At 53.8% G+C, this 25,682-nt stretch carries 18 protein-coding genes and 1 tRNA gene; 15 read left to right on the top strand and 4 right to left on the bottom strand.

The features are described 5' to 3' along the window. Nucleotides 1-212: 212 nt before the first annotated feature. From L9H78_RS07515 to aceE, 3 genes are all read right to left on the bottom strand, one after another. On the bottom strand, nucleotides 213-470 hold the full coding sequence (locus L9H78_RS07515; protein ID WP_249619718.1) for an acyl carrier protein: 258 nt from the start codon (nucleotides 468-470) through the stop codon (nucleotides 213-215). A gap of 58 nt (nucleotides 471-528) precedes the next feature. Next, nucleotides 529-1,218, bottom strand: coding sequence for a hypothetical protein (locus tag L9H78_RS07510; RefSeq protein WP_249619717.1), 690 nt, complete (start codon nucleotides 1,216-1,218; stop codon nucleotides 529-531). Nucleotides 1,219-1,540: 322 nt separating this feature from the next. After that, nucleotides 1,541-4,312 (bottom strand): pyruvate dehydrogenase (acetyl-transferring), homodimeric type, encoded by a 2,772-nt coding sequence (gene aceE / locus L9H78_RS07505; protein WP_249619716.1) that lies wholly within the window; start codon nucleotides 4,310-4,312, stop codon nucleotides 1,541-1,543. A 336-nt stretch (nucleotides 4,313-4,648) separates the two neighbouring features. Between aceE and L9H78_RS07500 the strand changes: the two genes are divergently transcribed. The 15 genes from L9H78_RS07500 (at nucleotide 4,649) to L9H78_RS07430 (ending at nucleotide 25,260) form a co-directional block, all read left to right on the top strand. Continuing rightward, nucleotides 4,649-5,092: a DUF3052 domain-containing protein gene (locus L9H78_RS07500; protein ID WP_018120400.1), complete on the top strand. Its 444-nt coding sequence runs from the start codon at nucleotides 4,649-4,651 to the stop codon at nucleotides 5,090-5,092. 95 nt (nucleotides 5,093-5,187) lie between these two features. Next, nucleotides 5,188-5,260: transfer RNA gene (locus L9H78_RS07495), tRNA-Val, on the top strand. A gap of 216 nt (nucleotides 5,261-5,476) precedes the next feature. Then, nucleotides 5,477-6,985 carry a SpaH/EbpB family LPXTG-anchored major pilin gene (locus tag L9H78_RS07490; RefSeq protein ID WP_249619715.1) on the top strand — a complete coding sequence of 503 codons (1,509 nt, stop codon included), beginning with the start codon at nucleotides 5,477-5,479 and terminating at the stop codon, nucleotides 6,983-6,985. Between the two features lie 109 nt (nucleotides 6,986-7,094). Then, a complete protein-coding gene (locus L9H78_RS07485) occupies nucleotides 7,095-8,009 on the top strand; it encodes a class C sortase (protein WP_249619714.1) in 915 nt (304 codons plus the stop codon). 54 nt (nucleotides 8,010-8,063) lie between these two features. Then, complete coding sequence (locus L9H78_RS07480; RefSeq protein WP_249619713.1) at nucleotides 8,064-11,354, top strand: vWA domain-containing protein; 3,291 nt, start codon at nucleotides 8,064-8,066, stop codon at nucleotides 11,352-11,354. Between the two features lie 138 nt (nucleotides 11,355-11,492). Further along, complete coding sequence (locus L9H78_RS07475; protein ID WP_249619712.1) at nucleotides 11,493-12,254, top strand: LPXTG cell wall anchor domain-containing protein; 762 nt, start codon at nucleotides 11,493-11,495, stop codon at nucleotides 12,252-12,254. A gap of 459 nt (nucleotides 12,255-12,713) precedes the next feature. Continuing rightward, entirely contained in the window at nucleotides 12,714-14,348 is a 1,635-nt protein-coding gene (locus L9H78_RS07470) for a SpaH/EbpB family LPXTG-anchored major pilin (RefSeq protein ID WP_249619711.1), read from the top strand. 179 nt (nucleotides 14,349-14,527) lie between these two features. Then, nucleotides 14,528-15,436, top strand: a complete 909-nt coding sequence (locus L9H78_RS07465; RefSeq protein ID WP_249619710.1) for a class C sortase — start codon at nucleotides 14,528-14,530, stop codon at nucleotides 15,434-15,436. 334 nt (nucleotides 15,437-15,770) lie between these two features. Further along, nucleotides 15,771-16,553 (top strand): class E sortase, encoded by a 783-nt coding sequence (locus L9H78_RS07460; RefSeq protein WP_249619709.1) that lies wholly within the window; start codon nucleotides 15,771-15,773, stop codon nucleotides 16,551-16,553. A 49-nt stretch (nucleotides 16,554-16,602) separates the two neighbouring features. Continuing rightward, a complete protein-coding gene (locus L9H78_RS07455) occupies nucleotides 16,603-16,806 on the top strand; it encodes a hypothetical protein (RefSeq protein ID WP_249620799.1) in 204 nt (67 codons plus the stop codon). Nucleotides 16,807-17,058: 252 nt separating this feature from the next. Continuing rightward, the gene (locus tag L9H78_RS07450; protein ID WP_249619708.1) at nucleotides 17,059-18,708 is read left to right on the top strand and encodes a SpaH/EbpB family LPXTG-anchored major pilin; all 1,650 of its coding nucleotides are present in this window, start codon (nucleotides 17,059-17,061) and stop codon (nucleotides 18,706-18,708) included. A 146-nt stretch (nucleotides 18,709-18,854) separates the two neighbouring features. After that, nucleotides 18,855-21,890 carry a hypothetical protein gene (locus L9H78_RS07445; protein ID WP_249619707.1) on the top strand — a complete coding sequence of 1,012 codons (3,036 nt, stop codon included), beginning with the start codon at nucleotides 18,855-18,857 and terminating at the stop codon, nucleotides 21,888-21,890. Further along, on the top strand, nucleotides 21,891-22,820 hold the full coding sequence (locus tag L9H78_RS07440; RefSeq protein WP_249619706.1) for a class C sortase: 930 nt from the start codon (nucleotides 21,891-21,893) through the stop codon (nucleotides 22,818-22,820). Between the two features lie 10 nt (nucleotides 22,821-22,830). Then, entirely contained in the window at nucleotides 22,831-23,697 is an 867-nt protein-coding gene (locus L9H78_RS07435; protein WP_249619705.1) for a class C sortase, read from the top strand. Between the two features lie 9 nt (nucleotides 23,698-23,706). Further along, entirely contained in the window at nucleotides 23,707-25,260 is a 1,554-nt protein-coding gene (locus tag L9H78_RS07430; RefSeq protein ID WP_249619704.1) for a Fic family protein, read from the top strand. Here L9H78_RS07430 and L9H78_RS07425 read toward each other — a convergent pair. After that, nucleotides 25,177-25,659, bottom strand: coding sequence for a type IIL restriction-modification enzyme MmeI (locus L9H78_RS07425; RefSeq protein WP_249619703.1), 483 nt, complete (start codon nucleotides 25,657-25,659; stop codon nucleotides 25,177-25,179). The genes L9H78_RS07430 and L9H78_RS07425 overlap by 84 nt on opposite strands. Nucleotides 25,660-25,682: the final 23 nt, after the last annotated feature.

The raw sequence follows: 25,682 nt of genomic DNA, 5'->3' as shown, positions 1-25,682 counted from the left end.
GCGAGGGTGGGCACGTTGGGGAAGACGATGCTTGCTTAGTGAGCGGCTGGTGCGCGCTGGCGTAGGGTGCTCGCTGCGATGGGGAAGTCGCGGTTGAGTGCCCTATTGTCATGGGCGCGCCGCCGTTAAGGTAGCGCTTTAAGGTGTTCTTTGGGGCCGAGCCGACAGTGCTGGCTCGCTAGGTTTGCTCGCTAGCGCCGAAAACTTGTTTGTTAGTTTACTTTTTCGCCGTGCTCGTCAATATAGGCAATGACATCGGAGACGGTGTCCCAGTCCTGCACAATGTTTTCGTCCAGCCGCACTTTGAACTCGTCTTCAATCTTGACGACGAGCTCGATCATCGACAAAGAATCAATCGCCAGATCGTGGAGGCGGGCATCCCTGGTGATGTCGTCGGTATCTGCCCCGCTGGCGTCGTCCAGCAGGGGAACCAGGCGGGCGAAGGTGTCGAGCTTATCGGCGAGATCCATGTTGTCAGTGTAGAACAGTTGCGCTGCCTGGCGTGTTGCGACGCTTATACCACGAGTTTTAGGGCTGCAACGGAACGCGCAGCACGCTCAGCTTGCAGCCAGAGATCGCCCCGGTTAGTACCACCCGTGGGGCGTTCGGGTGAGGGATGGTGTTATCCATTTCAACAGTGGAAGCCAGGTTCCGCATGCGGTTGTCCACGGCAACGCCGGGTGGGGCGATGATGCGTACGCTCGACATTTTCGCGTTGATGTGGAACTCGACGACGGGTGTATCTGCGCGTGCCTGACGGAGGTCAATATGGATCGTGCCGCCGGAGGCGATGAATTCTTGGCGTTCTGGAACGGTCCACCGGCCCGTCAGGCTGATGGTTCCCAGCGTCGTTTTCATTGGTGCCTGGGCAGAAAACTGCCCGGGACGATACGGTGCTGGCTCAGCGGGGCGAGAAACCCCCTGTGAGTGCCCGGGGCCCCGCATGCCGGGTGCGCCCTGTGCACTACTTTGTCGGCCGTCCTGCGGTCCGTGTTGCTCCCGTTGTGTGCCAGGAGGGTACGCCCCGTGAGCAGGCCGCGGTGGTAGACCCTGCCCCAGATAGTCCCGCCGGATAGAATCCAAATCTGCCATCGACTCTGACGACCACACGATGCCCATCAAGTAATCGAATTGCTTGATGTTGATGCGCCCCGTGCCCACCGCGCGGGTGAGTTCATCTTGTAATTGTTGGCGCTGCTGCGACGATGGGCTCGACATTATTCTCACCAATCCAATTCGTGAAGCTATCTGGGCAAAATACGTTGCTTTATATTACGGGGTGCAACGACGTTTCATGGGCAAGGCAAGACAGACTCTCGTCATAGTCCCGAGCGGGTTCATAATCCCGCCGGATGGGGTAGCCCGGTTGAGCTCATGGCACCTTGGCCGGAGACGTACATGACTAAACCCCGGCGAGAAGACTCTACACGGTGAATAACGCGAAAGCCTCCAGCCGGGGCGCAGCAGCTGGCCTGGTAGCTAGGAGTCTAGCCAGCAAGCACGCTGGCCAACTAACCAGCAAGAACTAGCCAGCTACAGCTTAGGCCTTGGTCGGATCATCCAAGTGGAACTTCTTGGCTGCCTTCTCGGCAACCTCTTCGTCCACGGTGCCTTCCTTGGCCAGGTTCAACAGAGTAGCGACGACGATGGATTCGGCATCGATGTTGAAGTAGCGGCGTGCAGCCTCGCGAGTATCGGAGAAGCCGAAGCCGTCTGCACCCAGTGCGGTGTAGGTGCCCGGCACGTATGGGCGCAGCTTCTTCTGCAGGTCGGTGCCGAAGTCAGAAACACCAACGAATGGGCCGTCGAAGCCTTCCAACTGCTTGGTCACGAATGGCTTTTCTGGGTTGATCTTGCCCTGCTGCAGCGCTTCTTTGTTGCGTGCGGCAGCTTCGCGGGCCAGCTCGATCCAGGAGGTCACGGAGAATACAGACGCCTTGACGTCGAATTCTTCGGCCAGGATCTTCTGTGCGCGAAGGGCTTCGACCATGCCCACGCCAGAGGCCAAGATGTTGGCTGGGATGGAGCCGGATTCGGCCGTGTTGTAGTGGTAGATGCCGCGGTGCAGGCCTTCCACGTCCAGATCTTCTGGCTCGGCAGGCTGATCCATTGGCTCGTTGTACACGGTGAGGTAGTAGATGACGTCCTCGCCGCCTTCTGGGCCGTACATCCGGTCGATGCCGCGGTGCACCAGGTGCGCGATTTCGTAGGCAAAGGCTGGATCGTAGGTAACCACAGCTGGGTTGGTGGCGGCCAGCATTGGCGAGTGGCCGTCCATGTGCTGCAGGCCTTCACCGGTCAGCGTGGTGCGGCCTGCGGTGGCGCCCACCAGGAAGCCGCGGGCCATTTGGTCGCCAGCTGCCCAGATGCCGTCGCCAGTGCGCTGGAAGCCGAACATCGAGTAGAAGATGTACAGCGGAATCATTGGCTCGCCATGGGTGGCGTACGAGGTACCAGCCGCGGTGAATGATGCCACCGAGCCAGCCTCGTTGATGCCCTCGTGCAGCATCTGGCCGTCTTTGGCTTCGGTGTAGGACAGCATCAGGTTGTGGTCCACTGGCACGTAGTTCTGGCCGTGTGGGTTGTAGATCTTCAGCGTTGGGAACCAGGAGTCCATACCGAAGGTGCGGGCCTCATCCGGGATGATCGGAACCACGCGCTTGCCCAGTTCCTTATCACGCATGAGTTCTTTGAAGGTACGTACCAGCGCCATGGTGGTAGCAACTTGGTTCTTGCCGGAACCCTTGCGCACGCTGCGCAGCTTGTCCAGCGGTGGCACCTCGATTGGCGAATACTTCGTGCGACGCTCCGGCAGGTAACCGCCGAGCTCTTTCCGACGCTCCAGCATATACTTGATCTCGTCGGCGTCTTTGCCTGGGTGATAGTACGGCGGCAGGGCTGGATCCTTCTCCAACTGCTCATCGGTAAACGGGATGCCCTGTTTGTCGCGGAACTGCTTCAGATCGTCCAGGCCGATCTTCTTCATCTGGTGGGTTGCGTTGCGGCCCTCGAAGTTGTGGCCCAGGCCGTAGCCCTTGATGGTCAGTGCCAGGATGGCGGTTGGGCGGCCGTCCTTCTTCTCGGTGGCGCGCTTGTATGCGGCGTAGATCTTGCGGTAGTCGTGGCCACCGCGGCGCAGCGCCCAGATCTCGTCGTCGCTCATGTCTTCAACCAGCTTGGCGGTGCGTTCGTCGCGGCCGAAGAAGTGCTCACGCACGTAGGCGCCGTCGTTGGCCTTGAAGGTTTGGTAGTCGCCGTCGGCGGTGTTGTTCATGATGTTGACCAGCGCGCCGTCTTTGTCGGCGGCGAACAGTTTGTCCCATTCGCGGCCCCAAACAATCTTGATCACGTCCCAGCCGGAGCCTAGGAAGAAGGACTCGAGCTCTTGGATGATCTGCGAGTTACCGCGCACTGGGCCGTCGAGACGCTGCAGGTTGCAGTTGACGATGAACGTCAAGTTGTCCAGGCCGTTCAGGGCAGCGAAGTGCACCAGGCCGCGGGATTCGGCTTCGTCCATCTCGCCGTCGCCTAGGAAGGCCCAGACGTGCTGGTCGGAGGTGTCTTTGATGCCGCGGTTTTCCAGGTATTTGTTAAAGCGTGCCTGGTAGATGGCGTTCATTGGGCCCAGGCCCATGGATACGGTAGGGAATTCCCAGAACCAGTCCATGCCCTTTGGGTGTGGGTAGGAAGGCAGGCCGTTGTTTGGGCCACGGGAGACTTCCTGGCGGAAGCCGTCGAGGTCTTCTTCATCCAAGCGGCCTTCCAGGAAGGCGCGCGCGTACATGCCTGGCGAGGCATGGCCTTGGAAGAAGACCTGGTCGCCACCGGATGGGTGGTCTTTACCTTTGAAGAAGTGGTTGTAGCCGACCTCATAGAGTGGGGCAGCGCCAGCGTAGGTGGAAATGTGCCCACCGACGCCGATGCCTTCGCGCTGAGCACGGTGCACCATCACGGCGGCGTTCCAGCGCATCCAACGGCGGTAGCGCTTCTCAATCTCCTCGTCGCCCGGGAATTCTGGTTCCTGGTCGGTGGGGATGGTGTTGACGAAGTCCGTGGAAGTCAGCGACGGCAGCGGTACGCGTTTTGCTGAGGCGCGCTCCAGAAGACGCAGCATCAGGTAACGCGCACGGTCAGAAGACGCGTTTTCTAGCAGCCCGTCGAGCGAGTCCATCCATTCCCGGGTCTCTTCCGGGTCTTGGTCGTTCAGGTAAGAGGCAACGCCGTCCCGGATGAGTGGGTGGTTGGATTCGTCGCTGCCGAAATCCTGCGCGGGGTTCTTGCTGTTTGCAGAATTATCAGAGTGATCTGCCATGTGGTTCTCCTTGCACAGATATCTTGACCAGTTGTGTACCAGTATGGCGCGCGGGCGCCACCAATACTGGGGTATGCCACGGAGGCGGCTACCAGCCAAGTTTTTGGCTGATACACCGTTCCAGTCCGCGTTGCGAGAGCACGCGGGTGTTGTTTACATGCTACCTGGCGCCACCGATGGTTGAACAACGCTAAGTAATTACGGCGCAATATCCACGCGTATCTCACATTTTTGATGCTAATCGTTGTAGGGTGTGGCTTGAAGCGGTCTTCAGGCTGTAGCCGGGAAGATCGGGGAAACCCAGACAACCGAGAAATCTCAGGAAGGATTAACACAGTGGTAGACACTCCGGGTGGCGAGGAGCGCACCCAGGACCTTGCACAGCGCCTTGGTATCGAAAAAGGCATGGTGGTGCAGGAAGTTGGTTGGGACGAAGATTGCGACAGCAGCATCTCCGAGGCCATTGAGGACGTAATTGGCGAGGAGCTGTTGGATGCAGATACTGATGAGCTTTGCGACGTCGTCCTGCTGTGGTGGCGGGAAGAAGACGGGGACCTTGTCGACGGTTTGGTGGACTCGATCACTCCGCTTGCCGACGGCGGCTGCATCTGGTTGCTGACCCCTGGCGCACAGAAGCCGGGCACTGTGGAACCTGGTGTGATCTCTGAATCTGCTCAACTGGCTGGAATGGTGCAGACGAAGGCTGATCGCTTCGGTGATTGGCAGGCTTCCTGCTTGGTGGGTCGCGGCTATACCAAGTCCAAAGGCGCTGCAGTATAGCGTTCTATAACTCCATAAAATGATGCTTAACCTGGCGATTTGTCAAAGTTTATGATGATCATGTTATGGTATACCAGTACCTCGCACAGAGGGATGCGGCTTTAGCTCAGCTGGAAGAGCAACTGGTTTACACCCAGTAGGTCGGGGGTTCGATCCCCTCAGGCCGCACGATGCCAAGACCGGGAACCGGAAGGTTTCCGGTCTTTCGCGTTGCGCATGGCCGGGGTTGTTGGGGGGGGGTAATAGATCGTTGAACAATCTTGTAAGTAGCTAAACGTTAGCTATATATTTTCTTGTTGAACATTCAGATTCCGGATGTCATCGTTAACACCTAACAAAAATTTTCTCAGGATTAGGTGTTAAGTCATGAAAGGTCTTATACCTATGAAGAAAACTGGATTTATTCGTTCAGCTAGTGCTGTCGCTATTCTTGGCCTATCCCTGTCCATGGGGGGAGTAACAGCTGTCGCGCAAGAAGCTGCTCCCGCTGCTGTCATCGATGAGAATAGACCGGTAACCCTGACGATCGATAAGCGTCTCAACCCCACCAGCATCGGCGAAGCCGGTTCAGGTACGGCAGACCCCAACGTAACCGGTAACCCACTGAAAGGTGCTACCTTCACCGGCACGCTTCTGAACGTTGATGGTGTCGATGCCTCAGAACTAGGCACCCTTACTGCTCGCAACTACGCACAGAAAGGCGCTACTCTTACCCAGACGACAGTTACGGGTACCACTGGAGATAACGGCCAACTCAAATTCGAATCGGGAACATCTGCACTCGCACAGGGAATCTGGCTATTCGAAGAAACCATTGATGGCCAAGTTACGGATGTCGAGACCAATAAAACGTATCAGGCCTCTGAAGTAGCCCCTTCCACTCCATTTATCGTTTCCCTTCCATATACCAACGCTGCGGGCGACGGGTGGAACTATGACGTTGTAGTCCAACCCAAGAACACCACTTCCGGCGTCACTAAGGAAGTCAAAGACGCGGACAAGAACGTTGGGGAGACCATTGAGTACGTGGTCCATGGTAACGTGCCAGTCATTCCAACGGGTGAAAAACTCAAAGGTTTCCGCATTACGGACCAACTCGACACGGAAAATCTTGACAATATTGAGGCTAAGGTAGCACTGTCTGATGGCACGCAACTGGTTAATGCTGATTACAGCTTGAGTATTAATCAAGGAACAGGTTTGGTCGAATTGTCTTTTACGAACCTAGACAAGCTTTCCGGATTGCCTGCGGGAACCACTGTTGACCTCACGATTACCGCCACGGTGAAGAAGCTGGAAGGCACCGACGGTATCGCAGTCAACAAAGCGAAGCAGTTTGTGCATTACCCCAATCAGGATCAAGAACGCGAAACCGAGTCGAATGAGGTTAAGTCCTACTGGGGTCAGGTCAAGGTAGTCAAGACCGAGGAAGGCTCTGAAACTCCACTGAAGGGTGCGGAGTTTGAGCTTTACCGTTGCACCGGTGACGATCCGCAGGCTAACCAGTTGCAAGAGCAAGACAAGATTACGATCGGCGAAACCTCCAAGTGGACGACCGGTGATGACGGAACAGTTCTGATCGATGGCATCCATGTCACTAATATCGAAGATGATTCGACGAACATCGATAAGTCTTACTGTTTGGTGGAGACTAAAGCACCGCGTGGATTCGTGGCAACCAGTGAGGTTCACAAGTTCAAGCTGGTTTCAAAGGACGAAACTTTGAATACGCAATCTCCCGTCCAGTATGAGGCGCAGATTAAAAACAAGCGCTCCGAGATGCCACAGTTGCCTTTGACCGGTGGCATGGGTATTGGCTTGTTGGCCGCTCTGGCAGCACTGGTTGCAGGATTGGCAGCCTGGTTCGCCCGTCGTGCTAGCTCGAAAGCTTAATTCGAGAACCTGTTTCCTATCCTCATGGATTTGATTTATGGGGATAGGGGCTTTGGGTTGTTACCCACCATCATAAAACCCACGTCACGGATGACTAGATAGGATTAATATGGTATTGCGTGCCGCTGATGCTAAGGCAAAACCCAAGCATGCTGTGGAATCGTTTAACCGCAAAGTATTACCGGTAGTTATCCTGGCCGTGGCAGCAATTCTACTTCTGCTATACCCGGTGGTGGTTACTCAACTCAATAACTGGGAACAAATGCGTACAGCAGATAAATACTCCCAGGAGATTGATAACACCGATCAACAGTTATTGGCAGACCAATTGGCATCGGCGCATGAGTACAACCGCACGCATTCTTCAGGGCCAATTCTCGATCCATGGTTGACTCGAATTTCCGAGGATAACGAGGATTATCAAGCATATTTGGCTGAGTTAGATGCGCATGATGTTATGGCGCGACTTGTGGTTCCATCCGCGGACATCGATCTTCCCGTTTATCACGGTACGAATGAAGACGTTCTGCAAAAAGGCGTGGGTCACTTATACGGGTCGGATTTGCCCGTCGGTGGGGAAGGTACCCATTCCGTACTTACCGCCCATACAGGCTTGGTGAATGCCTCGCTGTTCGACACCCTCACTGACGTCGAAATGGACGATCCGATTTATGTATCGGTTTCTGGCGAAAAAATGAAATACCAGGTCAACGACATTCGCGTTGTACTACCGCATGAGACTGATTCGCTACGCCCAGAGGCGGACAAAGATCAAGTCACCCTGATTACATGTACCCCGTATGGTGTTAACTCACACCGACTACTGGTGACTGGGCAACGTGTGCCATACGACGAAGAAGCAGGCGATGTATTCAAATCGCGTGGCTTGACCTGGTCCTGGTGGATGTGGGCTTTTATTGGGGCGGCGGTTCTGCTCGCGCTGCTTACACTCGCTTGGTTGAAGAAGATGAACCGTAAGCACAAAGAAAAATACAGCCTGCCGTCGTTAGTTGAGCAGAATTAGTCGTGTCGCGAACACAGCCAGTCCGCCGCAGTGTGAGAAGTCAAGGATAAAAAGATGAAGACAGAGAAGACGCCTCTCCGCATGGTGCGGAATTGCGTGGCAACAGCGTTTACCTTGCTGCTGATTTTAGGCGTTATACCTGCTGCAACTTCAGAGTTCACAGAATTTTCGACGACTCCTGCTGCGCACGCGCAGGGGACCATTCAGGCGCCAGTTACGGTCACGCGCGTCGACGGCGGAACGAACTTTACAATTCACATGTCGGCGACGCAGGCAATGAAAATGACCCGTTTGGAAATTGCTTCGCGCACAAAACTTGCACCTAGGGCTGCTGACAGAATCAAAGGCCTAACGGTTAACGGCGAACCGCTGCCGACTAGCTGGATTTCTTCGACGGGTAACTCCCTATCTGTTGAGTTTGGAAACGAAATTGAGGTCCAACCAGGGAGCCCGATCACAGTTTCATGGGCAGCGGGTGAGAGAAAACGCCCTAGCCAGTCGAGTCTAAGCGCCACCATGGCGGGCATTGAAATTGACACGGATCCTACCGTTGACGAAGGCCAGATTCATGGAGAAGATACGCCCCCGATTACTGAAGGAAATCCAGTTTCCGGAGCAGGCTTTAGCACCATTACAAATGACCGTTTTTGGGACGAGTGCAGGCATAATAGCGGTTTGCTGTATGCAAAGACCTGGTGGGACAACAGTCCGGAGACAACATCGCAAGGTGGTGTAGATGTTGTTGAAGTTGCGGTTAATGGTGTCTCGAACCTTAGTGGGAGGATTAATGTTAATGATCCGAGGTTAAAACTTCGCTTTGGTTCTAAGACTGATGGTTGGCAGGAACTGCGTAAAGATGAAGACTATACGCTGACTGTCAGTGGGGGCAGTGTTTATTTTGCTCTGAAGACGACACAAAACCGTGCGCCTCTAGCCCAAAAATCTTATGATGTAGAGGCGTTTATTCCTCTGCGCGGTTCTGCAACTGGATGCCGGGTTAACTTGTGGCACAAGGATGAAGCCAGTTCACAAGGCAATCAAAATCCTGTTTTGTCTGCTAGTCATCGTGAGGTTCCAAATTCCCGCAGATTTGATGAGTGCCACCATAACAATGGTCTACTGTATGCAAAGACTTGGTGGGATAAGAAATGGGCAACAACAGAGCACGGTGGTGCAGATGTTGTTGAAGTTGCGGTTAATGGTGTCTCGAACCTTAGTGGGAGGATTAATGTTAATGATCCGAGGTTAAAACTTCGCTTTGGTTCTAATAATGATGGTTGGCAGGAACTGCGTAAAGATGAAGACTATACGCTGACTGTCAGCGGGGGCAGCGTTTATTTCACTCTGAAGACGACTAATAGGCGGCCGTCCAAAGAACAAGTATCATATGATGTCGAGGCGTACATTCCTCTGCGAGGCAGTCAAACTGGATGCCAGATTATCATGTGGAAAGAAAAACCAGAGTGGTTTAATCCAGATGCCGGTAGCATTGACTTGACCGTAGGAGAAACTCCAACCACTGAGCTTCGCGGTTGGCTCCCGGAATCGCTTCCGAATCCCACCGCAACGCCACGTTGTGGTGCAAAAATTGCCCTGGTATTCGATACCTCTGCTTCTCTTGCCCGTAATAATGCTATTGGTGCTAGATCAAGTGTGGAAGCCGGACTGAAAATAATCGATGTGTTGCAGGGCAGTGGCAGCGAGATGGCCATATACAATTTTGCCTCAGCTGCTAAATCTGTTCCGGATATGTCGACTGATACTCTGAGCTTAAACGATGCCGGTAGCGTCAAGAAGCTTCGCTATGCAGTCGAATCTTTGACACGCGAGTTCACACGCAATGGCCGTGGTGGAACGAATTACGAAGCTGGTTTGGGGCAGGTGCCTAGTGGCGAGTTCGACACAGTATATTTCATCACAGATGGTCTGCCTACAACGAGTAGTCGGGACTACCCTTATGGTTTCGATATTGGCAATCTCATTAATCAAAGTGATTTATCCGCTGCAGTAAGAGAAGCTAACAGGCTTAAGAACTCAGGCACCCGGATTGAAACGATCATGGCGGGTTTTGAACCATTTGATGAATATATTCTCAAAGATGATTACTTCCAAGTGGCCTCAGTTCAGCATCAGAAAACGCCGGCGGTTTCAGGGGTGACGACGGGTATAGCAAAACCATGGCCTCACCTCGAAGGAATTGGCTATCCTAGCTATTATGGCCAGGCAGATTCTGTACGTGAACTAGTCACAACAGGCGAAATTACCATCAGGGATACTCCCGACAGGTACAAAGCTGTGAAGTATGACATCACGAATCAGCCAGAAATTTGGCGCGCGGCAGTGCGAAATACTAAGACAATCGCGTCTGACATTTCCAGCCCTGACGCTGTTACTACAGTCGCTCGATTCACCGAGCTTGCAAGAAATCTTTCAGAGCTCGTTCTGCAAAATTGCTTTGGAACGCTTAGCGTGACCAAAAAGATTCAGAATAATGAAGGAACACTGACCCCAGGTGCCGACTGGACTTTTACGACCACAGTTGATGACCAGCAGAATGTCATTATCGACGGTGACGATCGTAAATCCAGCGTGACAGATGTCACGGATCAAAATGGTGATTTCGGTCGGTCAATCGATCAATCCAGCAGAAGAGGTCACTCAGTTAATGTTGTAGAGCAGCAGCAGAGTGAGTACACGCTGCAAAAACAAGGTGATAAAAATGCCGTCTGTACAGCTCAAGTCTTCAAAGGCGAAGGCAAAGGATGGGAAACAACTAAGCCGAATCTAGTGAATATCGATGATGGACGAAACCCGGGTTTCCGCGTCGATATTCCATTCCGCGGAAATGTTCACTGCACTATTGTGAACGCCAAACAACTAGACGTTTCGATCACCGTGCAAAAGGTTGATGCAGCGGATAAATCTGTGCCACTCGGCGGCGCAGAGTTCTTGATCAATAAGATACCGGCAGCGGAAAGCTGGCCACGTACAATCACTGAGGGAACGCGGACTGTGTCAGGGCTTAAGCATGGCGAGACGTATGAGCTCATTGAAACCAAAGCGCCCGAGGGCTTCCAACTGTTGACGAAGGCAGTGCGATTTAGCATCCAACGTGGTGAAAAAGGGCCGCAAGTCGTCCTGGAAGGTGGCGAAGAACAATACCCGCAAATCACAATTAAGCCTAATGAAGCAAATAAACAACAGGCTGAGTTCATTATGCAAGTAGCGGATATTCGAAAAGGCGACCTGCCATTGGTAGGAGGAATTGGAGTTGGTTGGATCGCATTCGCAGCGGGAATTGTCGCTGTTGCTGCAATTTTCTTAGGGCGTCGCTCTCTGAGCTAAGCAATGAGATGACGAGCACGGCATTGCCCACAATGCGATCTCGGCGTCAGCAGCTGTGCAAGAAAACAGAGAAGGTTCGCGTGGAATTACAAGAAAGGTATGTGCTTGTGAAAGTAACTACGCCGGGTAGGTGGCAGAGTGCTCAATAAGTTCTGTAGTGCTTGTGTGGCTGCAGCGCTGACCACGTCTGTCGCGTTAGCGGCACCTATTGCCGAGGCACACGAGCGGGTAATCACCGGTAATGATAAAAATCTTTCCGCAGAGACCATGGAAACAGGCCGTGCTCAGACCCTCAAAATTAGAAAACTTGCCCCGAATCCGTATGATGAGCTTTTGCCGGGGGACAAGCCATTTGGTGGTGTGGAGGGGCTGACCTTTCGTCTCTCCAAGGTGCAAGGCCTAGACGTCACCACCGGATCTGGACGCGAAGCAGCGAAGCAATTCGATGTTGCTCGCGCACGGCAGGCAGGGTTTAGTGAAACTCGGGAGAAAAAGACCGATGCCGGAGGCCTGGCTGTATTCGATAATTTGGGCCCGGGGCTATACCTTATTGAGGAATTTGCGCCGGACGACGACCACGATTGGCGTTTATCCAGTCCACGGTTGACGCTCTTGCCCTTGGGCGATATAACTGGCCGGGAATTTAGTTACGAGAATGTGGTGGTCACAAAACCTGACCCGGGTGGCACTCCGCCGGGGACCCCAGAGACTCCGACGAACCCTGATACACCTCCACCTTCAACGGATAAGCCGGGCGATGACCCCGATGACAGTGCGAAAAGTCATGGAACGGATGGAGCACTGGCAATCACCGGTGCAAACATCGTGTGGGCACTGGTAACCGGTGTGGTGCTGATTCTTCTCGGCTTCGTCCTCATACGCCGCCGAAAAGAGCAGTAACTAACCAAATATTTTCGTGGCACCCAATCCTCTCGTCATTTATTGGCGTTGGATTGTGGTGCTTTTGGCTTATAGGCGGGGGTCCAAAGTTGTTTGATCTTGAGTTGCGTAGCCAAACAACACATTTGAGTGCTGGCACACGGATACAAATTACCCGAATTTTAATATTGAATAGACTGGATAGAACCTGTCGTTTAAATAATTTTGTGTCCTAAAACGATAGTGCCTGTGACCAGCACGTTTAGGCTGTGTGAAGTTGTCTTTTTGGCTTGTTGATGAGTATTCCAAAACTTTAAGATTCCTTTTCGGATAACCACGTGGGGTGGTTATTAGCTGAAACAAGTTCATATAGGCGCTGTCATATAAGGCTAGGAAAGAACTCTGCTTTGACAAAGAAAAGCTACTGTTCCTTTGAGTTTTTTAATGCGTGCTGTCTGTATCGGGGTGAAAGGACCTCTCATGGCAAAAGCTATTGCTAAACCTGTCGCGCTTGCGATTGCAGCGGGCATCGCACTTGGTGGCTCGTTTGGAGCTGGCGCGCCAGCTTTCGCACAGGTCGACAATGACCAGGAATCGGTTGTCGAAGAATCATCGCAAGTTCTGCCACACGCATCGGCGATTCCCGATACTAAAGATTTCTCTCTGACCCTGCACAAGAGCTTGAATCCACGTATCCATGGTGAAGCAAATGGTAACGAAGACCAGCACGTTAGTGGCGAACCGCTTAACGGCGCACACTTCCAACTGCAGAAACTGCACGGCAATATCCGCGAACAAGCTGGCTTGAGCAACCTCGCAGCAGTTGCCGATGAATTTAACCGTGCACGAGGAAATTGGCAGGGCAACGGTGGTCTCACGACCCCTCCGTTGGATGAAAACTTCCAGACACGCACCGGCGTAACCGGCGGAGCTGGAATCGATGGTGAGCTCAAATTCAATGATTTGGAACCGGGCGCCTACTTGGTGACCGAAACTCAGACACCTACGCCGGATGGAGCACAAGGATTCGTAAAATCCAAGCCGTTCATCGTTCTGGTTCCGACTGTAAACGAAGACGGATCCGGCTGGGAAAAGAACGTTCACGTCTACCCGAAAAATTCTTCCGTCAAGGTAGGGAAAGAAGTCGTTGACGAAGATAAGCACGCGTTGAATGATTTCCGTGATCCCGCTACCGCCCAACTCGGATATGGCCTAACCGCACATGTTCCAAACGTGGCTGAGGGAGATTTTCTGAGCGAGTTTGTCGTGCAGGACTCCTACAATAAGGACGAATTGGGTATTGATAACGACCTGAAACCGCTGGTATACCGCGTGCCTGGTGGAAACGGTCGACCAAAGTTGCTCAACCCGTCAACCTATGAAGTTCAGACCCAGCAGCCTGTAGCAAGCAATGCACAGAACTTGCCTGCGGACGCGAATGAGTCCTTTAAGATTGCCATAAACCCAGAAACTGCGGAGCTAGAGAGCGGGGATAGCGTTTATGTCGCATATCAGGCAACACTCCTGAATGCGAAAGACCAAGATATTGAGAACGCGGTTAGCTCCTATGGCGCTATTACAAGTGGGGATGGTGCCCAGCGTTTCGAAACCCCGAACGAGAAGGTTGCTACCTATATCGGTGATGTCCGAATCCACAAGGTAGATCAGTCGAACAACGAGCGGTTCCTGGAAGGCGCAGATTTCGATCTCTTCCGTTGCGATGCTCCAGATAAGATTATTCAGTCTGGTACCACCGATGACAAAGGACAATTGACGTTCTCGGGCATCCACGTCAGCGACTGGGTCAACAACGAAGCTCCGCAGAAGGGCGTTGAGTACTGTCTGCAGGAAACTGACGCACCTTCCGGTTATTTGCAAACCCGCGAAGAGCCATACCGCTTCTACCTAAACATCGACTCACGTGAATTCGTTGACGGAAGCCAGAATGGTGAGACCATCCGCCGGGTCTCGATGACGATCGAAAACATCCCGGATACTGATCGACCACTCCTGCCAAAGACGGGTGGCATGGGTATCTTGCTCGTAACCCTGCTTGGTCTGGGAATCATCGGCGGTGGTGTTTACGCTGCTCGTCGCAACTCCGCCACGGCTTAGCAGCTCCTAGGAGCTCACGCGGATGCTTTCCCGTGCACGGTGGATCTCAATGATCATGCCGTAAAGAAAGCATATTCAAGGTCCGGCGCTTCGAGCGTCGGGCCTTCGGTGAATGCACCGAAATTTAATAAAAATAGTATTAGTTTTGCTTTATTTAGAGAGTCTAGGAAATACCCGCTATGGCAGTTGCCACCCATCAAGCCACGACGCCTAATAAACCCAAACAAGCATCGGTATTCCGACGCGTGGTGGTGCCTGCCTTAATCATCCTGGTGGGGATTTCCGTGCTGTTGTATCCCGTAGTCTCCACGCAATGGAACAATTACATCCAGCGAAAAGTTATCGAAGAGTACACCTCGGAAATTGCTGACGAGCCCCAAGACCAACTCAACGCTGCTGTCGAAGCGGCTCGAGAATACAACGCTAATTCTGGTGGCGGGCCGATCCTGGATCCGTGGCTCGCTCGGGTGTCTGAAGATAACCAGGATTACCAGCGCTATTTGAAGCAGCTTTCCGGCCTGCAGGCAATGTCGCAAGTTTCCATCCCGTCTATCGATTCTTCACTACCGGTTTATCACGGAACGACGGAAGAAGTTCTGCAAAAGGGCCTCGGCCACTTATACGGAACGTCATTACCGGTTGGTGGGGAAGGCACCCACTCAGTTATTACTGGACACACCGGGCTGACGACGTCGACGATGTGGGACAACCTGGTTGACGTTAAAGAAGGCGACGCAATTTATGTCAATACCTTCGGTGAGAAAATGAAGTATCAGGTGACATCCACGGAAGTGGTTTTGCCACATGAAACAGAAAGTCTTGCGCAGCAGCCGGATAAAGATCTGATCACCTTAATTACCTGTACGCCCTATGGCGTGAACTCGCATCGTCTGTTGATCCATGCAGAACGTGTCCCTCTCGATCCAGAAGACGAAACCGCTTTTGCCAAGAAAAACGGCATCTTGCAGTGGTGGATGTGGGCACTGTTGATCATCGCGATGCTGACCATTGCTTATCTACTTCACTGGATACGCAAGGAACGTCGAAAAGCAGCCACGGCACAGCGTGCCCCCATAGAAGTATCGTGAGCAGAACTCGGAGCAATCGGGTAGCAGCAAAATACCGCAGAGACTGCGCTACCTGGGACGAATCCTGCTTCCGACCTTGCGCTTAAGTGGCGTGGGGCAAGAAGAGATAAACGAAAGCCTTGGGATCAGTTCTGGCAACGAGCAGATTCCATTAGCGATACAGACTTTCTTTACTGAAGGCTACGGACACCTGCTCCCCCCGAAATGGCCGAGGACTGGCGGCAACGGTATCTGGAGTTTTGTACTTGGTGGATTATTCTTAGTGGCCGGTAACGCTTTGCTGCGCAGTGGCGTCGGCAAGTATAAAGCACTGAGATAAGGCGATGGGAAGCGCATGAAATCTGAGCCGTTTAGTTTTCGACGGTTGTTGGGCGAGATCCTGCTGACCGCCGGAGCGCTCATCGTCTTGTTCGTGTTCTATGAGGCGTATTGGACGAACATGAAATCTGGCCAATTGCAGGCGCAAGCGAATGAGCGCATGGAGCAACGCTGGCAGGAAGCAGATACTGGTGGCACGGGGGAGGGGGTGCCGGAACCGGATAACGGGCAGGCGTTTAGCCGCATCTATATTCCGCGGTTGGGGCCGGATTATCAGTACGCGGTATTAGTCGGTACTTCTCAGGATGTCTTAGCCGCCGGGCCAGGGCATTATATGGACACGCAGGCGCCGGGGGAACTTGGCAATTTTGCAATCGCCGGGCACCGCATGGGGCAGGGGGCGCCCTTTGTGCATTTGGAGGATCTGCATGCTTGCGATGCAATCGTGGTGGAGACCGCCACGCAGTGGGTGACGTATCGGGTGTTGCCGATTGACGCAGGCGCGGACGGTGGCGCGCAATGTTTTAGCGAGGAACAACGCGCCAAGCTTGCCGACGAGTATGCCGGAATTCCAGGCCGTCACATCACGCATCCGGGCGATGTTGGGGTCATTGCGCCGATTCCGGGAGTTGATTTCAGCAGGGAAGGAGCCCCGCAGCCGAGTGAGTCGCTAGCGACGTTGACGACGTGCCACCCGTGGTATTCGAACTCGCAGCGCATGATCGTACATGCGATGCAAGTTGAAGTGCTGGAGAAAACCGAAGGTCAGCGCCCTGCGGCTTTGGGTGAACTGGTGTAGAGGGCGGTAATTCTGGGGTTGTTTACTCGAGTATTGGTGCACGGGGAGTTTGGGTGCTGAAGCCCAGAAATTCTTGGAAAGCTTGGGAGATGAGGTAGTTATGTATCGCGGATTGTGGAATTTGCTGCCAGGTGGCGTGGTGGTGAAAACTCTGCTCGCTGTGTTGCTAGCGGTGGGGGTGTTTTTCCTGTTGATGGAAGTGGTGTTTCCGTATGTCGCGGAGTTGATGCCGTACTCGGACGTGTCTGTTTAGACGCTAGGATCTGGTTGCCGACCGGGGCGATTGTATGTTGTTGAACACCTTTGGGGCTAGATGGCAGCGGCCAGACCTTGGATGACGGGATTTGACGCTGTGAGAAGCTTGTTTCAAGCGTAAAAAGCTGTTAGTTTAAGCTGGGTTCGCTGCAGGGTTCTCGCTAACCTGTGGTTTTGATAACGAAACCATATCGGTCGGTGATGTTTGGGCAGCCTCAGAGTAACTAGTCACCTCATAGGAACGGACATCATGGTCTCATTCAAGTCGCGCGTAATTGCAATCTGTGCTGCTGGCACACTTGCCATCGGTAGTGCTGCAGTAGCAGCCCCGATATCTTTTGCCCAGGATGAGGATGCTGCGGTCACTGAAGACGGAGCCACTGCTGGCGCTGTTGATCGCCCATTCGGCGCACCGGCGCCGGCTGGAGAAATGGCTTCCCCAACTGCTGCCCAAGCTGACTTGATTGATGCTGGTAAAACAGGAACGTTGACAATTAAGAAGCTTCTGGGCGATCCGGAGCGTGGTGACGACGGAGCTACTCACAGTGGGGCACCGACTGGCGACGTAACCCCTCTTGCAGGGGCTGTCTTTAACATTGAACGCCTGGATATTGACCTCACGAAGCTAAACGGTTGGTCACAGCTGAACGACCTCGTCGATAACCCACAAAATATTGCAAACTTCAACCGCCATGCGGAACAACCAGCTGAGGGTAAACGGTCACAAACTACTGGAGCCGAAGGTGAGGCTGCTTTCTCGGATGTGCCCGTCGGTGTTTACGTCGTAACAGAGCAGCCGCGTGACGGGTATTCTACTTCTGCGCCATTCCTGGTCAGCCTGCCATATTCGGATGGACTAACTGGTAAATGGGAATATACCCGGACGGTGTATCCAAAGAACCAGGAACTACGTCCAAATAAACAGGTCGATGCACAAGGCGCGACACTTGGTTCGAACATGAAATACACCATCAATGCGCCGGTTCCTGCCGGTGATATCAGTCGTTTCAAAATTACGGACCAGCTAGTAGCTCAACTGCAGTTGGTTGCGGAGGGAGAACAGGCACCGTCGGTATCTGTCTCCCCAGCCGGAGAGCTCCAAGCAGAAGATTACACTTTAACGACTGCAAACAACACGTTGACCGTCGACTTTACTGAAGCTGGTCGCGCGAAACTTGAAGGATTGCGACAAACAAATCCAAACCTGCAGGTACACGTTCAGTTCGAGGCAAAGGTGGTATCTTTGCCAGCACCTGGTGAGTCAATCACGAACACCGCGAAAGTTGAGTATCCAAATGGGGCAGAGGTGACCACCGACAGCCCTGCCACTGAGGATGACAAAGCTCCGAAGCCGACTAAGACGGATTATGCAAACCTAACGATCATAAAATTCACTAAGGATCAAGAAGGCGAAGCCAATCTTGCAGGCGCTCAGTTCAACTTATACCGCTGCGTGGGTAAAGAGCTCAAGGGTGAGGCAATCCCGGTATCGACCTCTGAGAATTTGGCAAACGATTTTAATCCGACAACCGCAACTACTCTGACAACGGTGCAGAGTAACGACAACGAACGTGAGGGTGTCTTCCATGGATATGGCATCCCGGTACGCACTTTTGCTGCGGGTGGCACTGCAACGCAGGATTACAAATACTGCGTAGTCGAGACTAAGGCCCCAGCCGGTTTTATCCGGAACCCTGAGGTACATGAAGTTGAGCTACAAGCCGCGACGGCTGATCAAGCCGAGCGGTTGTTCGTGCGCGTCGAAAACCAGCGCGATAACTTCCTCAGCTCGCTTCCAGCAACCGGTGCATGGGGCATCATCCTCGTGTTCTTGGTCGGCCTGGGCTTGCTGGCACGTGGTTTCTACACCAGCCGTAAAGATGGTCGTGCTACCGCGTAGTCAATTGGCCACCGCGGTTGGCTGCCAAAGAAACCGCACCTAACTGGCGGGAGGCTGAGGAAGTCTCCCGCCAGTTGCCTAAGAAGCCCACGTAGTTCACGAATCGATATCGTGACCTGCACCGGTTAATCGGTAAGGAATCTGGATTGATTACTCAGCCGCGCACAATGCTCGCGCTCGTCGTTGTCAGCATCATGCTTACAGCAACCTCAATGATCTCGATCTTCGGTGGAGCACCCGCAACCCCACGCGCACGCGCAGACGTACCCAACCCAGCTATGCACTCTAACTTTGGCGACTGTGCATTCCGCAACGCCGGAACCGGACACAACACCAACAAACTCGAAGACTCATACTGCTGGCTCTCGGCAGAAAAGCTCATCTCCGGGCAACCGATATCGATCGGCGAATATGAGCTTCAGTATTCGGCCGCATTCGTTGGCACGCCAGGTCACACTAATGGCAGCGCAACCTCACACATAACCTGGAACAGGGCAGCATTTGGCAACTCAGTTTTCCCTCCGAATTCTTTGAACGATCCCGCGCCTGTCATCCAATACGAGAAAAACTTTGTTCGCCGAGGCAATCGAGATGCGCAAAACGCCATCATTAATCTCTCAAATATCCGACTCGTCGAAAAAAACGGCAATGGTGGGCAAGTAAACAATTTCAGTCTTGCATTTGCTGATGCGGAAACCTCGGACAAACCAACAGAATCCTGGAGTTTATCTGCTGACGCAGATGATGTCATTGCAACAGGTAAAGACATGGGATTTGGCGGATCAGCAAGAGGTAACAGTAATTCCTGCAGGAGAAGCTTCTCGGATGCTGGAACAAGTTTCCGCTGTGAGCCGCAAAACAACGACGGTGGATCCTTTGCTGTCACAATGAAGAACCCCAAAAACTTCAATTTACAGATTGATCTCCGTACCGGAGGAAACCCGAAGCAGGCTGTAGCTTTCGCAATTGTGGTGGACCGTGTTGGAGGTGATGTACACCCGAAAGTCGGCGAGCGCCCCGAACTCACCGAGCTTGAATCACGCTACACAGGCCAACGTACTGAATTTGATCTGACAGCCACCGTTAATAGCAAACCGGTGTCCTTTAAACATGGTTCTTATGGGCTCGTTCCGCATGCGCACAAAGTGCACCGCTTCAATGCGGTGCCCCGTGATCACGCGATTGAACCAGATGCGGATCTATTATTTACCTCTCGGGCAGTCGTAGGCGACCAGGCAAAAGCGCTGTACCGGTATCGTCCCGAATGGACGTGCCGCGTACCAGGCGTCAGCATCGACGGGATAGATGGGGCGACAGGAATTTCGTTCCGTGAGCCTGTGAAGCTAGAACGTTTTAGGCCCGATGGGCAAGCGGAATCATCAAACTATAATCACCAGGACGTCAACGGCCACAAAAACTATTTCGATTCCAATGTGCTAGAAAAATACGGGATCGAAATGTTCAATGACCCAGCTACCGGTATGAGCGAAGTGCGCATTGCTGCAGGCAATCGAAACATGGGCGGTACCTACTGCGAGGTTGAATGGCTCCCGCGATTCGAGCTAGCCGAATTGCACCTGAGCAAAACTTTTGCCGCAGCGAGTGATTACCATCCCGGAGGCGAGGCCCCGACGGCAAAAATCGGGTACCAGTGTACAGTCGACCGTCGTAGCACCGGCGGCTATAACGTAAACTCCACGACGTTTAGCAATGACGATTTACGCGCGGCCTACCCAGAATATTTCCTCGCACAAAGCCCAGAGAATCAAACAGACCTTGTGCTGCGTAACGTAATAGACGTTCCAGTTGATGGCCAACCTATCATCGCTACCGTTCCCGAGCGGTTGCGCTGTGGAGTTTTCGAAGAAGACAGTGCCCAGGATGGCTTAGAACAGGACATAAACATCTCGATTAAGCCTCACCCGAATGCTCGACCAGGTAACGCTGCAGATGAGTTCCGTGGAAAAATGCCGAAAATTGGGCCGGGCGAATTCGAAACCCTAAATTTTTACGTGAACCGGAAGAGTGAGGTTCCTTCCCACGGGAATGTGCAACATAGTAGGGGCGGCTTGCCGGTTACTTATGCGATTGCCTTGGAGAACAACTACCAGGCAGATCGTGCCCCCGTGACGATGGACTACGAGTTTATTCCGGAAAATAATCCGGAAGCTATTTTGAGCTCCGCTCAGACAAAGCAGATTAGCTCCCATCTGACCTGTGATCGCGTCTCGATTGTTGATCAGGATAAAAATCCAGTCCCAGACGCTCACTCAAGGGCACAGGTACGCCGAGACGGAAACTCAATTGCACTGGATGAACAACAAAACTTCCACGCGATGCCCACGCAACGCCAATGCAAGCTCGAGATTGAAGAATCAGCAGACGGCCCCCGCCCGGTTGATCGCAAGCTATATCTGAACGGTGAAGAAGTATCCCCAGGCATGCGGACCATCGATAATACTGACACTGCGCCGTTGGCATTCCTCTTCAAACTTCCAGAAAAACTTCCGGAAGGGCAAAACAGCCATCAACTGCGCTTGGTATCCGACTACCGTCCGCGGGAATTAAAGTTCACCGTCGACAAGCGCATTGAAGGTCGGGAACCATTCAATATCGGACGCAACGCGTTGCTTCCGCATGATGCCACAGTGATGCCAATGACCCTGAAGGTGCGCAACGACGCTGATTTCCCGTTACCTGCTGGAGACAATCTTTCGCTTACTGATGCTTCACTTGCTGGCTACCGAGTAACAGTGGGTGGGACGATCGAAAACTTCGCGGTATCCGGCGGGGAGGAATTCACCATCCCAGAAGACGGCAACCTTGCTGTCATCAGACACTGTTTCGCCGGCTCCAACGGTGTAAACATTGGCAATCTGCGTGAAGCCGGGACAATTCCCGCAGAAACAGAGCTAACATGCCAACTTGCAGTACACATCCCGGCAGAGGCTGGCGATGATTACAGCTATGACGGAGACACGTTCACAGTCACTGCCACTGCAGAAGGACAAGAGCCGAAAACGGAACAATCTAGCTACGGTGCAACCAAGCTCTCCCAACTCATCGACCAGATGCTGCCAAACACCGGTGTGCAAACCATGGTCTGGATTCTGGGACTTGGCCTGTTAGCATTGCTGTACGGATTGTGGCGGTACCTTCGTGATGATAAAGAGGAAAACTAAATGACCCTCCTTGCACAGCAGCCCTCCGGCGGTGGGCAGCCGCGCCAGCAGCAGAGTGCGCGACACGCGAAGCGCAAAAAATCTAACAGTGCCATCTACCTCATCCTCGGTATCGCGGTGCTGCTGTACCCAATATTTGCGACCATCTACAACGACTATCAACTAGACGCGCAAGCACGCAGCTACTCCGACAACATCGAAAAGATTCAGCCAAGCGAGCGCGTTGCCAAGTACCTCGAAGAAGCCCGCGAATACAACGAACGCTTAGCACGCCAAGGCCACCACGCCATGCCACCAGAAGAAGGCGTGCCGGGCTTCGACGATTACATGTCGACGCTCAACGCCCCCGAGACTAACAGCGTGATCGCGCGTATCACCATCCCGTCGATCGACGTCGACCTGCCGGTTTATCACACAACTGCGGATCACGTGCTCTACGAAGGCGCCGGACACATGTTCGGTAGTTCGCTGCCCGTCGGTGGGCTGGGCACCAACTCGGTGATCTCCGCGCACACGGGCATGGTCAACGCCACTATGTTCGACAATCTGCCGCGTATCAAAGACGGCGCCGATGTCTACATCGACATCATGGGCGAAAAGCTGCTCTACCAGGTTAACGCACGCGAAGTCGTCGGACCGGATGACTATGATGCAGTGACCTACGAACACGACAAAGACAAACTGACGCTGGTGACCTGCACCCCGTACGGAATTAACACAGACCGGCTGCTGGTCAACGCCGAACGCGTGCCAATGGACGAAGCCCAAGAAACCCGCACATCGTGGATGCCGCACTTGAGCTGGTGGATGTATCTTGATCTGTTCATCATCCTGGTGGTGCTCGCAATCGTTGCTTATCGCGAATGGAAAAAGCGCGCCGCACGAAAGGCAGCAGAACGCGAAGCCGCAGCGCTAGAAACCATCGCCTAGGCCCAGGCACATGCACACCAACCACAGCACGCGGCAAAAACCACGCCGACGCTACCGCTCCGTCGTGTACTTCCTGCTAGCGCTGGCGGTTTTCCTATCGCCGGTGGTGCTGACGCACTACAAAAACGTCGAACAGCACAACCTCGCCGCGCAGTACTCCGAAGACATTGCGCTGCTGCCCGCAGAATACATCGACCCGATACTTGCCGACACCCACGCCTACAACGAAGGGCTAGTGGATTTTCCCGTCTCCGACCCGTGGAAATACGGCGTGGACACCAACTCGCCGGCCTACCACGACTACGAAAACCACCTCAACGTCGACGGGCTCATGGCGCGCATCGAGATCCCATCGGTGGGTGTTGATTTGCCCGTCTACCACGGAACCTCGACAGATGTTTTAGCCGCGGGCGTCGGGCACTTATTTGGCACGGACTTACCGGTCGGTGGTATGGGGACGCATTCCGTGCTCACCGGGCACACCGGAATGGCGACGTTGACCATGTTCGATAACCTCACCAGCGTGGAAGAAGGCGAAATCTTTACCGTCGAATCGATGGGGCAGAAGATTGCCTACCAGGTGGACCAGATTCAGACCGTGCTGCCCGACGAAGTCGAGCATCTACGTGCTGAGGAAGGCAAGGACCAGATGACTCTGGTTACCTGCACCCCGTATGGTCTGAACACGCACCGGCTGCTAGTTCGTGGGCAACGAGTAGAAATGCCGGAACAACCACTGACGCGCAGCTATTACAGCCCGTGGCAGCCGTGGATGGTGGCCTCGGTGGTCATCTCTCTGCTGACTGCGTTCTACCTGATTTGGTGGCTGGTGCGCCGCGGCAGGCAAACCCGGAAAGCGCAACGCGCTGGGGTGTAGCGTGTCAGTATGACCGAAAACAGCGAAACCAACCTGCATCATCCGGCTGATGTCTCGCCTGAATCCATGGCTGATGAAGCGGTCGGTTACCGGCCGTTTCCTAGTGTTTCTCAATGGGCGGAGCTTTCGGTGTCGTTGCGCGATGTAGATAACGCACACGCGCGGATGCAAGAAGCAAAAGAAACAGTTTCTACTGAAGCTCTTGGTTCCGCTCTAGAGGCTGCACGACGAGCAGCAGCCGTCGACACGAATGCCATCGAGGGGATTTTTCCCACGGATCGTGGCTTCACGCGCACAGTGGCAGAGCAAACTGGTGCGTGGCAGCAATTGATGGACCAACGAGGTGCGCACGTGCGGCCAGCATTTGAAGACACCCTAGCCGGGTTTGACTTCATCTTGGACCACACCACGGGCAAGTATCCGCTGACAGAAACCGAGATTAAAGAACTACACGCGGTGATGCTGCGCAGCCAGGACGAGATCACGGTATACGTGCCAGTAAACGGCACGCTGCAAGCTCAGCAGCAAAAACTGCCGAAAGGCGAATACAAGAAACAGCCGAACAGTCCCACCCGGCACGACGGCAGCACCTTCCATTATGCTCCGGTTGCTGACACGGCTCCAGAAATGGCCAGGTTTATAGCAGAGCTGAGCTCTGAGACATTTGCTGCCCTGCACCCCGTGGTGCAGGCTGCGTATGCGCATTATACGTTTGTACGTATTCATCCATTCGCGGACGGTAACGGCCGGATAGCGCGGGCATTGGCAAGTATCTTCTTATACCGTTCACCCGGGGTGCCGCTGGTTATTTACCATGACCAACGAGCCGATTATCTGGATGCGTTGGAAGCCGCCGACGACGGTCATTTCACGCAGTTAGTGCGGTTTCTCGCAGAAAAATCTGTGGACACTGCCTGGTCGATAGCACGCAGTGTGCGTCGGCATAGTACGGGCGGACGTCGGCAAGCAGGCGCTGCTGGGGTACGGGGGCAAGAATCCGGAGCAATTTCTGCGGACCTTGAACTGAGCGCCTTGCTGGATGCCGGTGCTGAGAAAAACAGCGGTTCGGGGGCGAAAGCGATCGGCAACGATGACGTCGGCAAGCAGCAATTGGCTGAAGGTGCTGTGCGTCTGCATGAATTATTGGTGTCTGCACTCGAGCGAGAAGTTGCTGAGCGTAAGGTGGGCGAACAACTGAATTTACGCGTCAGGACCGGAGAGGACGCCGCGCAACCGTGGGCTTCAAGCGACGGGATCCGTGATTTTCATGAATTAGGGATAGACATGCGGATTAGTGTTTTTGCAGATTGCCCGCGGCTTCAGCCGCACCCGATCAGTTGGGAAGTGGAGATCTTTGCCGCAAATCACGGCGGGAATCCGGCGGAGAATGACCCAATTTACGATTACTGGGTATCGACTCCGGAATCATTGCAGTTGCAAGTTTTTCGGCGGGAGCTGGACCCCGTGATTACACAACATTTACGCGTTGCCGCAGAGATTACGGCGCGCGATATTGTCGAAGAATTCCTGCAGTTCTTGATCAATGAACTGAAGGGTGTGTAGGCGCAGGGAGCCCGGGAAAATACGGTTCTCGTTGGTCTTAATATCCACCGCGGCTAACCAGTGGTAGTCCGTGGCGATCACAAACCTCGTGTTGTAACGGACCACGCGCTCATGCGTACGCAAATGCTGGACGGCGTCGAGAAGCTTGGCCTCGCGATCAGCCGGGGAAGTGGGGGCGTCGCCGTCGACAAGCGGGCGGAAGTAGACGATGTTCTTCTGGGCATAATCCCGGGAAGGATCCTCCGCCACGTTGTAGCTGCCCTTGCGCAAACGCGTGACATTAGACTGCGCGCGGCCATAGGCGAGCAGGAGATCGAAAAGGAGATCATCGCCGAACTCATCCTGCTCCGCGATCTGCGTGACGCGCTGCTCAATTTCCCGGATGCTAAGCGTAGCCACCTTGGGCTTATCCTTTTGCCGAC

It is taken from the genome of Corynebacterium pseudodiphtheriticum, assembly GCF_023509295.1.
Taxonomy (GTDB): domain Bacteria; phylum Actinomycetota; class Actinomycetes; order Mycobacteriales; family Mycobacteriaceae; genus Corynebacterium; species Corynebacterium pseudodiphtheriticum.
Note: the sequence above shows the minus strand (reverse complement) of the source record. Positions and strands in the feature narration are given on the sequence as shown.

What these genes read in the sequence shown, in the direction of transcription:
- L9H78_RS07515 (WP_249619718.1), bottom strand. Translation starts at nt 470, where the DNA reads ATGGATCTCGCCGATAAGCTCGACACCTTCGCCCGCCTGGTTCCCCTG.
- L9H78_RS07510 (WP_249619717.1), bottom strand. Translation starts at nt 1,218, where the DNA reads ATGTCGAGCCCATCGTCGCAGCAGCGCCAACAATTACAAGATGAACTC.
- aceE (WP_249619716.1), bottom strand. Translation starts at nt 4,312, where the DNA reads ATGGCAGATCACTCTGATAATTCTGCAAACAGCAAGAACCCCGCGCAG.
- L9H78_RS07490 (WP_249619715.1), top strand. Translation starts at nt 5,477, where the DNA reads ATGAAGAAAACTGGATTTATTCGTTCAGCTAGTGCTGTCGCTATTCTT.
- L9H78_RS07485 (WP_249619714.1), top strand. Translation starts at nt 7,095, where the DNA reads ATGGTATTGCGTGCCGCTGATGCTAAGGCAAAACCCAAGCATGCTGTG.
- L9H78_RS07480 (WP_249619713.1), top strand. Translation starts at nt 8,064, where the DNA reads ATGAAGACAGAGAAGACGCCTCTCCGCATGGTGCGGAATTGCGTGGCA.
- L9H78_RS07470 (WP_249619711.1), top strand. Translation starts at nt 12,714, where the DNA reads ATGGCAAAAGCTATTGCTAAACCTGTCGCGCTTGCGATTGCAGCGGGC.
- L9H78_RS07465 (WP_249619710.1), top strand. Translation starts at nt 14,528, where the DNA reads ATGGCAGTTGCCACCCATCAAGCCACGACGCCTAATAAACCCAAACAA.
- L9H78_RS07460 (WP_249619709.1), top strand. Translation starts at nt 15,771, where the DNA reads ATGAAATCTGAGCCGTTTAGTTTTCGACGGTTGTTGGGCGAGATCCTG.
- L9H78_RS07450 (WP_249619708.1), top strand. Translation starts at nt 17,059, where the DNA reads ATGGTCTCATTCAAGTCGCGCGTAATTGCAATCTGTGCTGCTGGCACA.
- L9H78_RS07440 (WP_249619706.1), top strand. Translation starts at nt 21,891, where the DNA reads ATGACCCTCCTTGCACAGCAGCCCTCCGGCGGTGGGCAGCCGCGCCAG.
- L9H78_RS07435 (WP_249619705.1), top strand. Translation starts at nt 22,831, where the DNA reads ATGCACACCAACCACAGCACGCGGCAAAAACCACGCCGACGCTACCGC.
- L9H78_RS07430 (WP_249619704.1), top strand. Translation starts at nt 23,707, where the DNA reads ATGACCGAAAACAGCGAAACCAACCTGCATCATCCGGCTGATGTCTCG.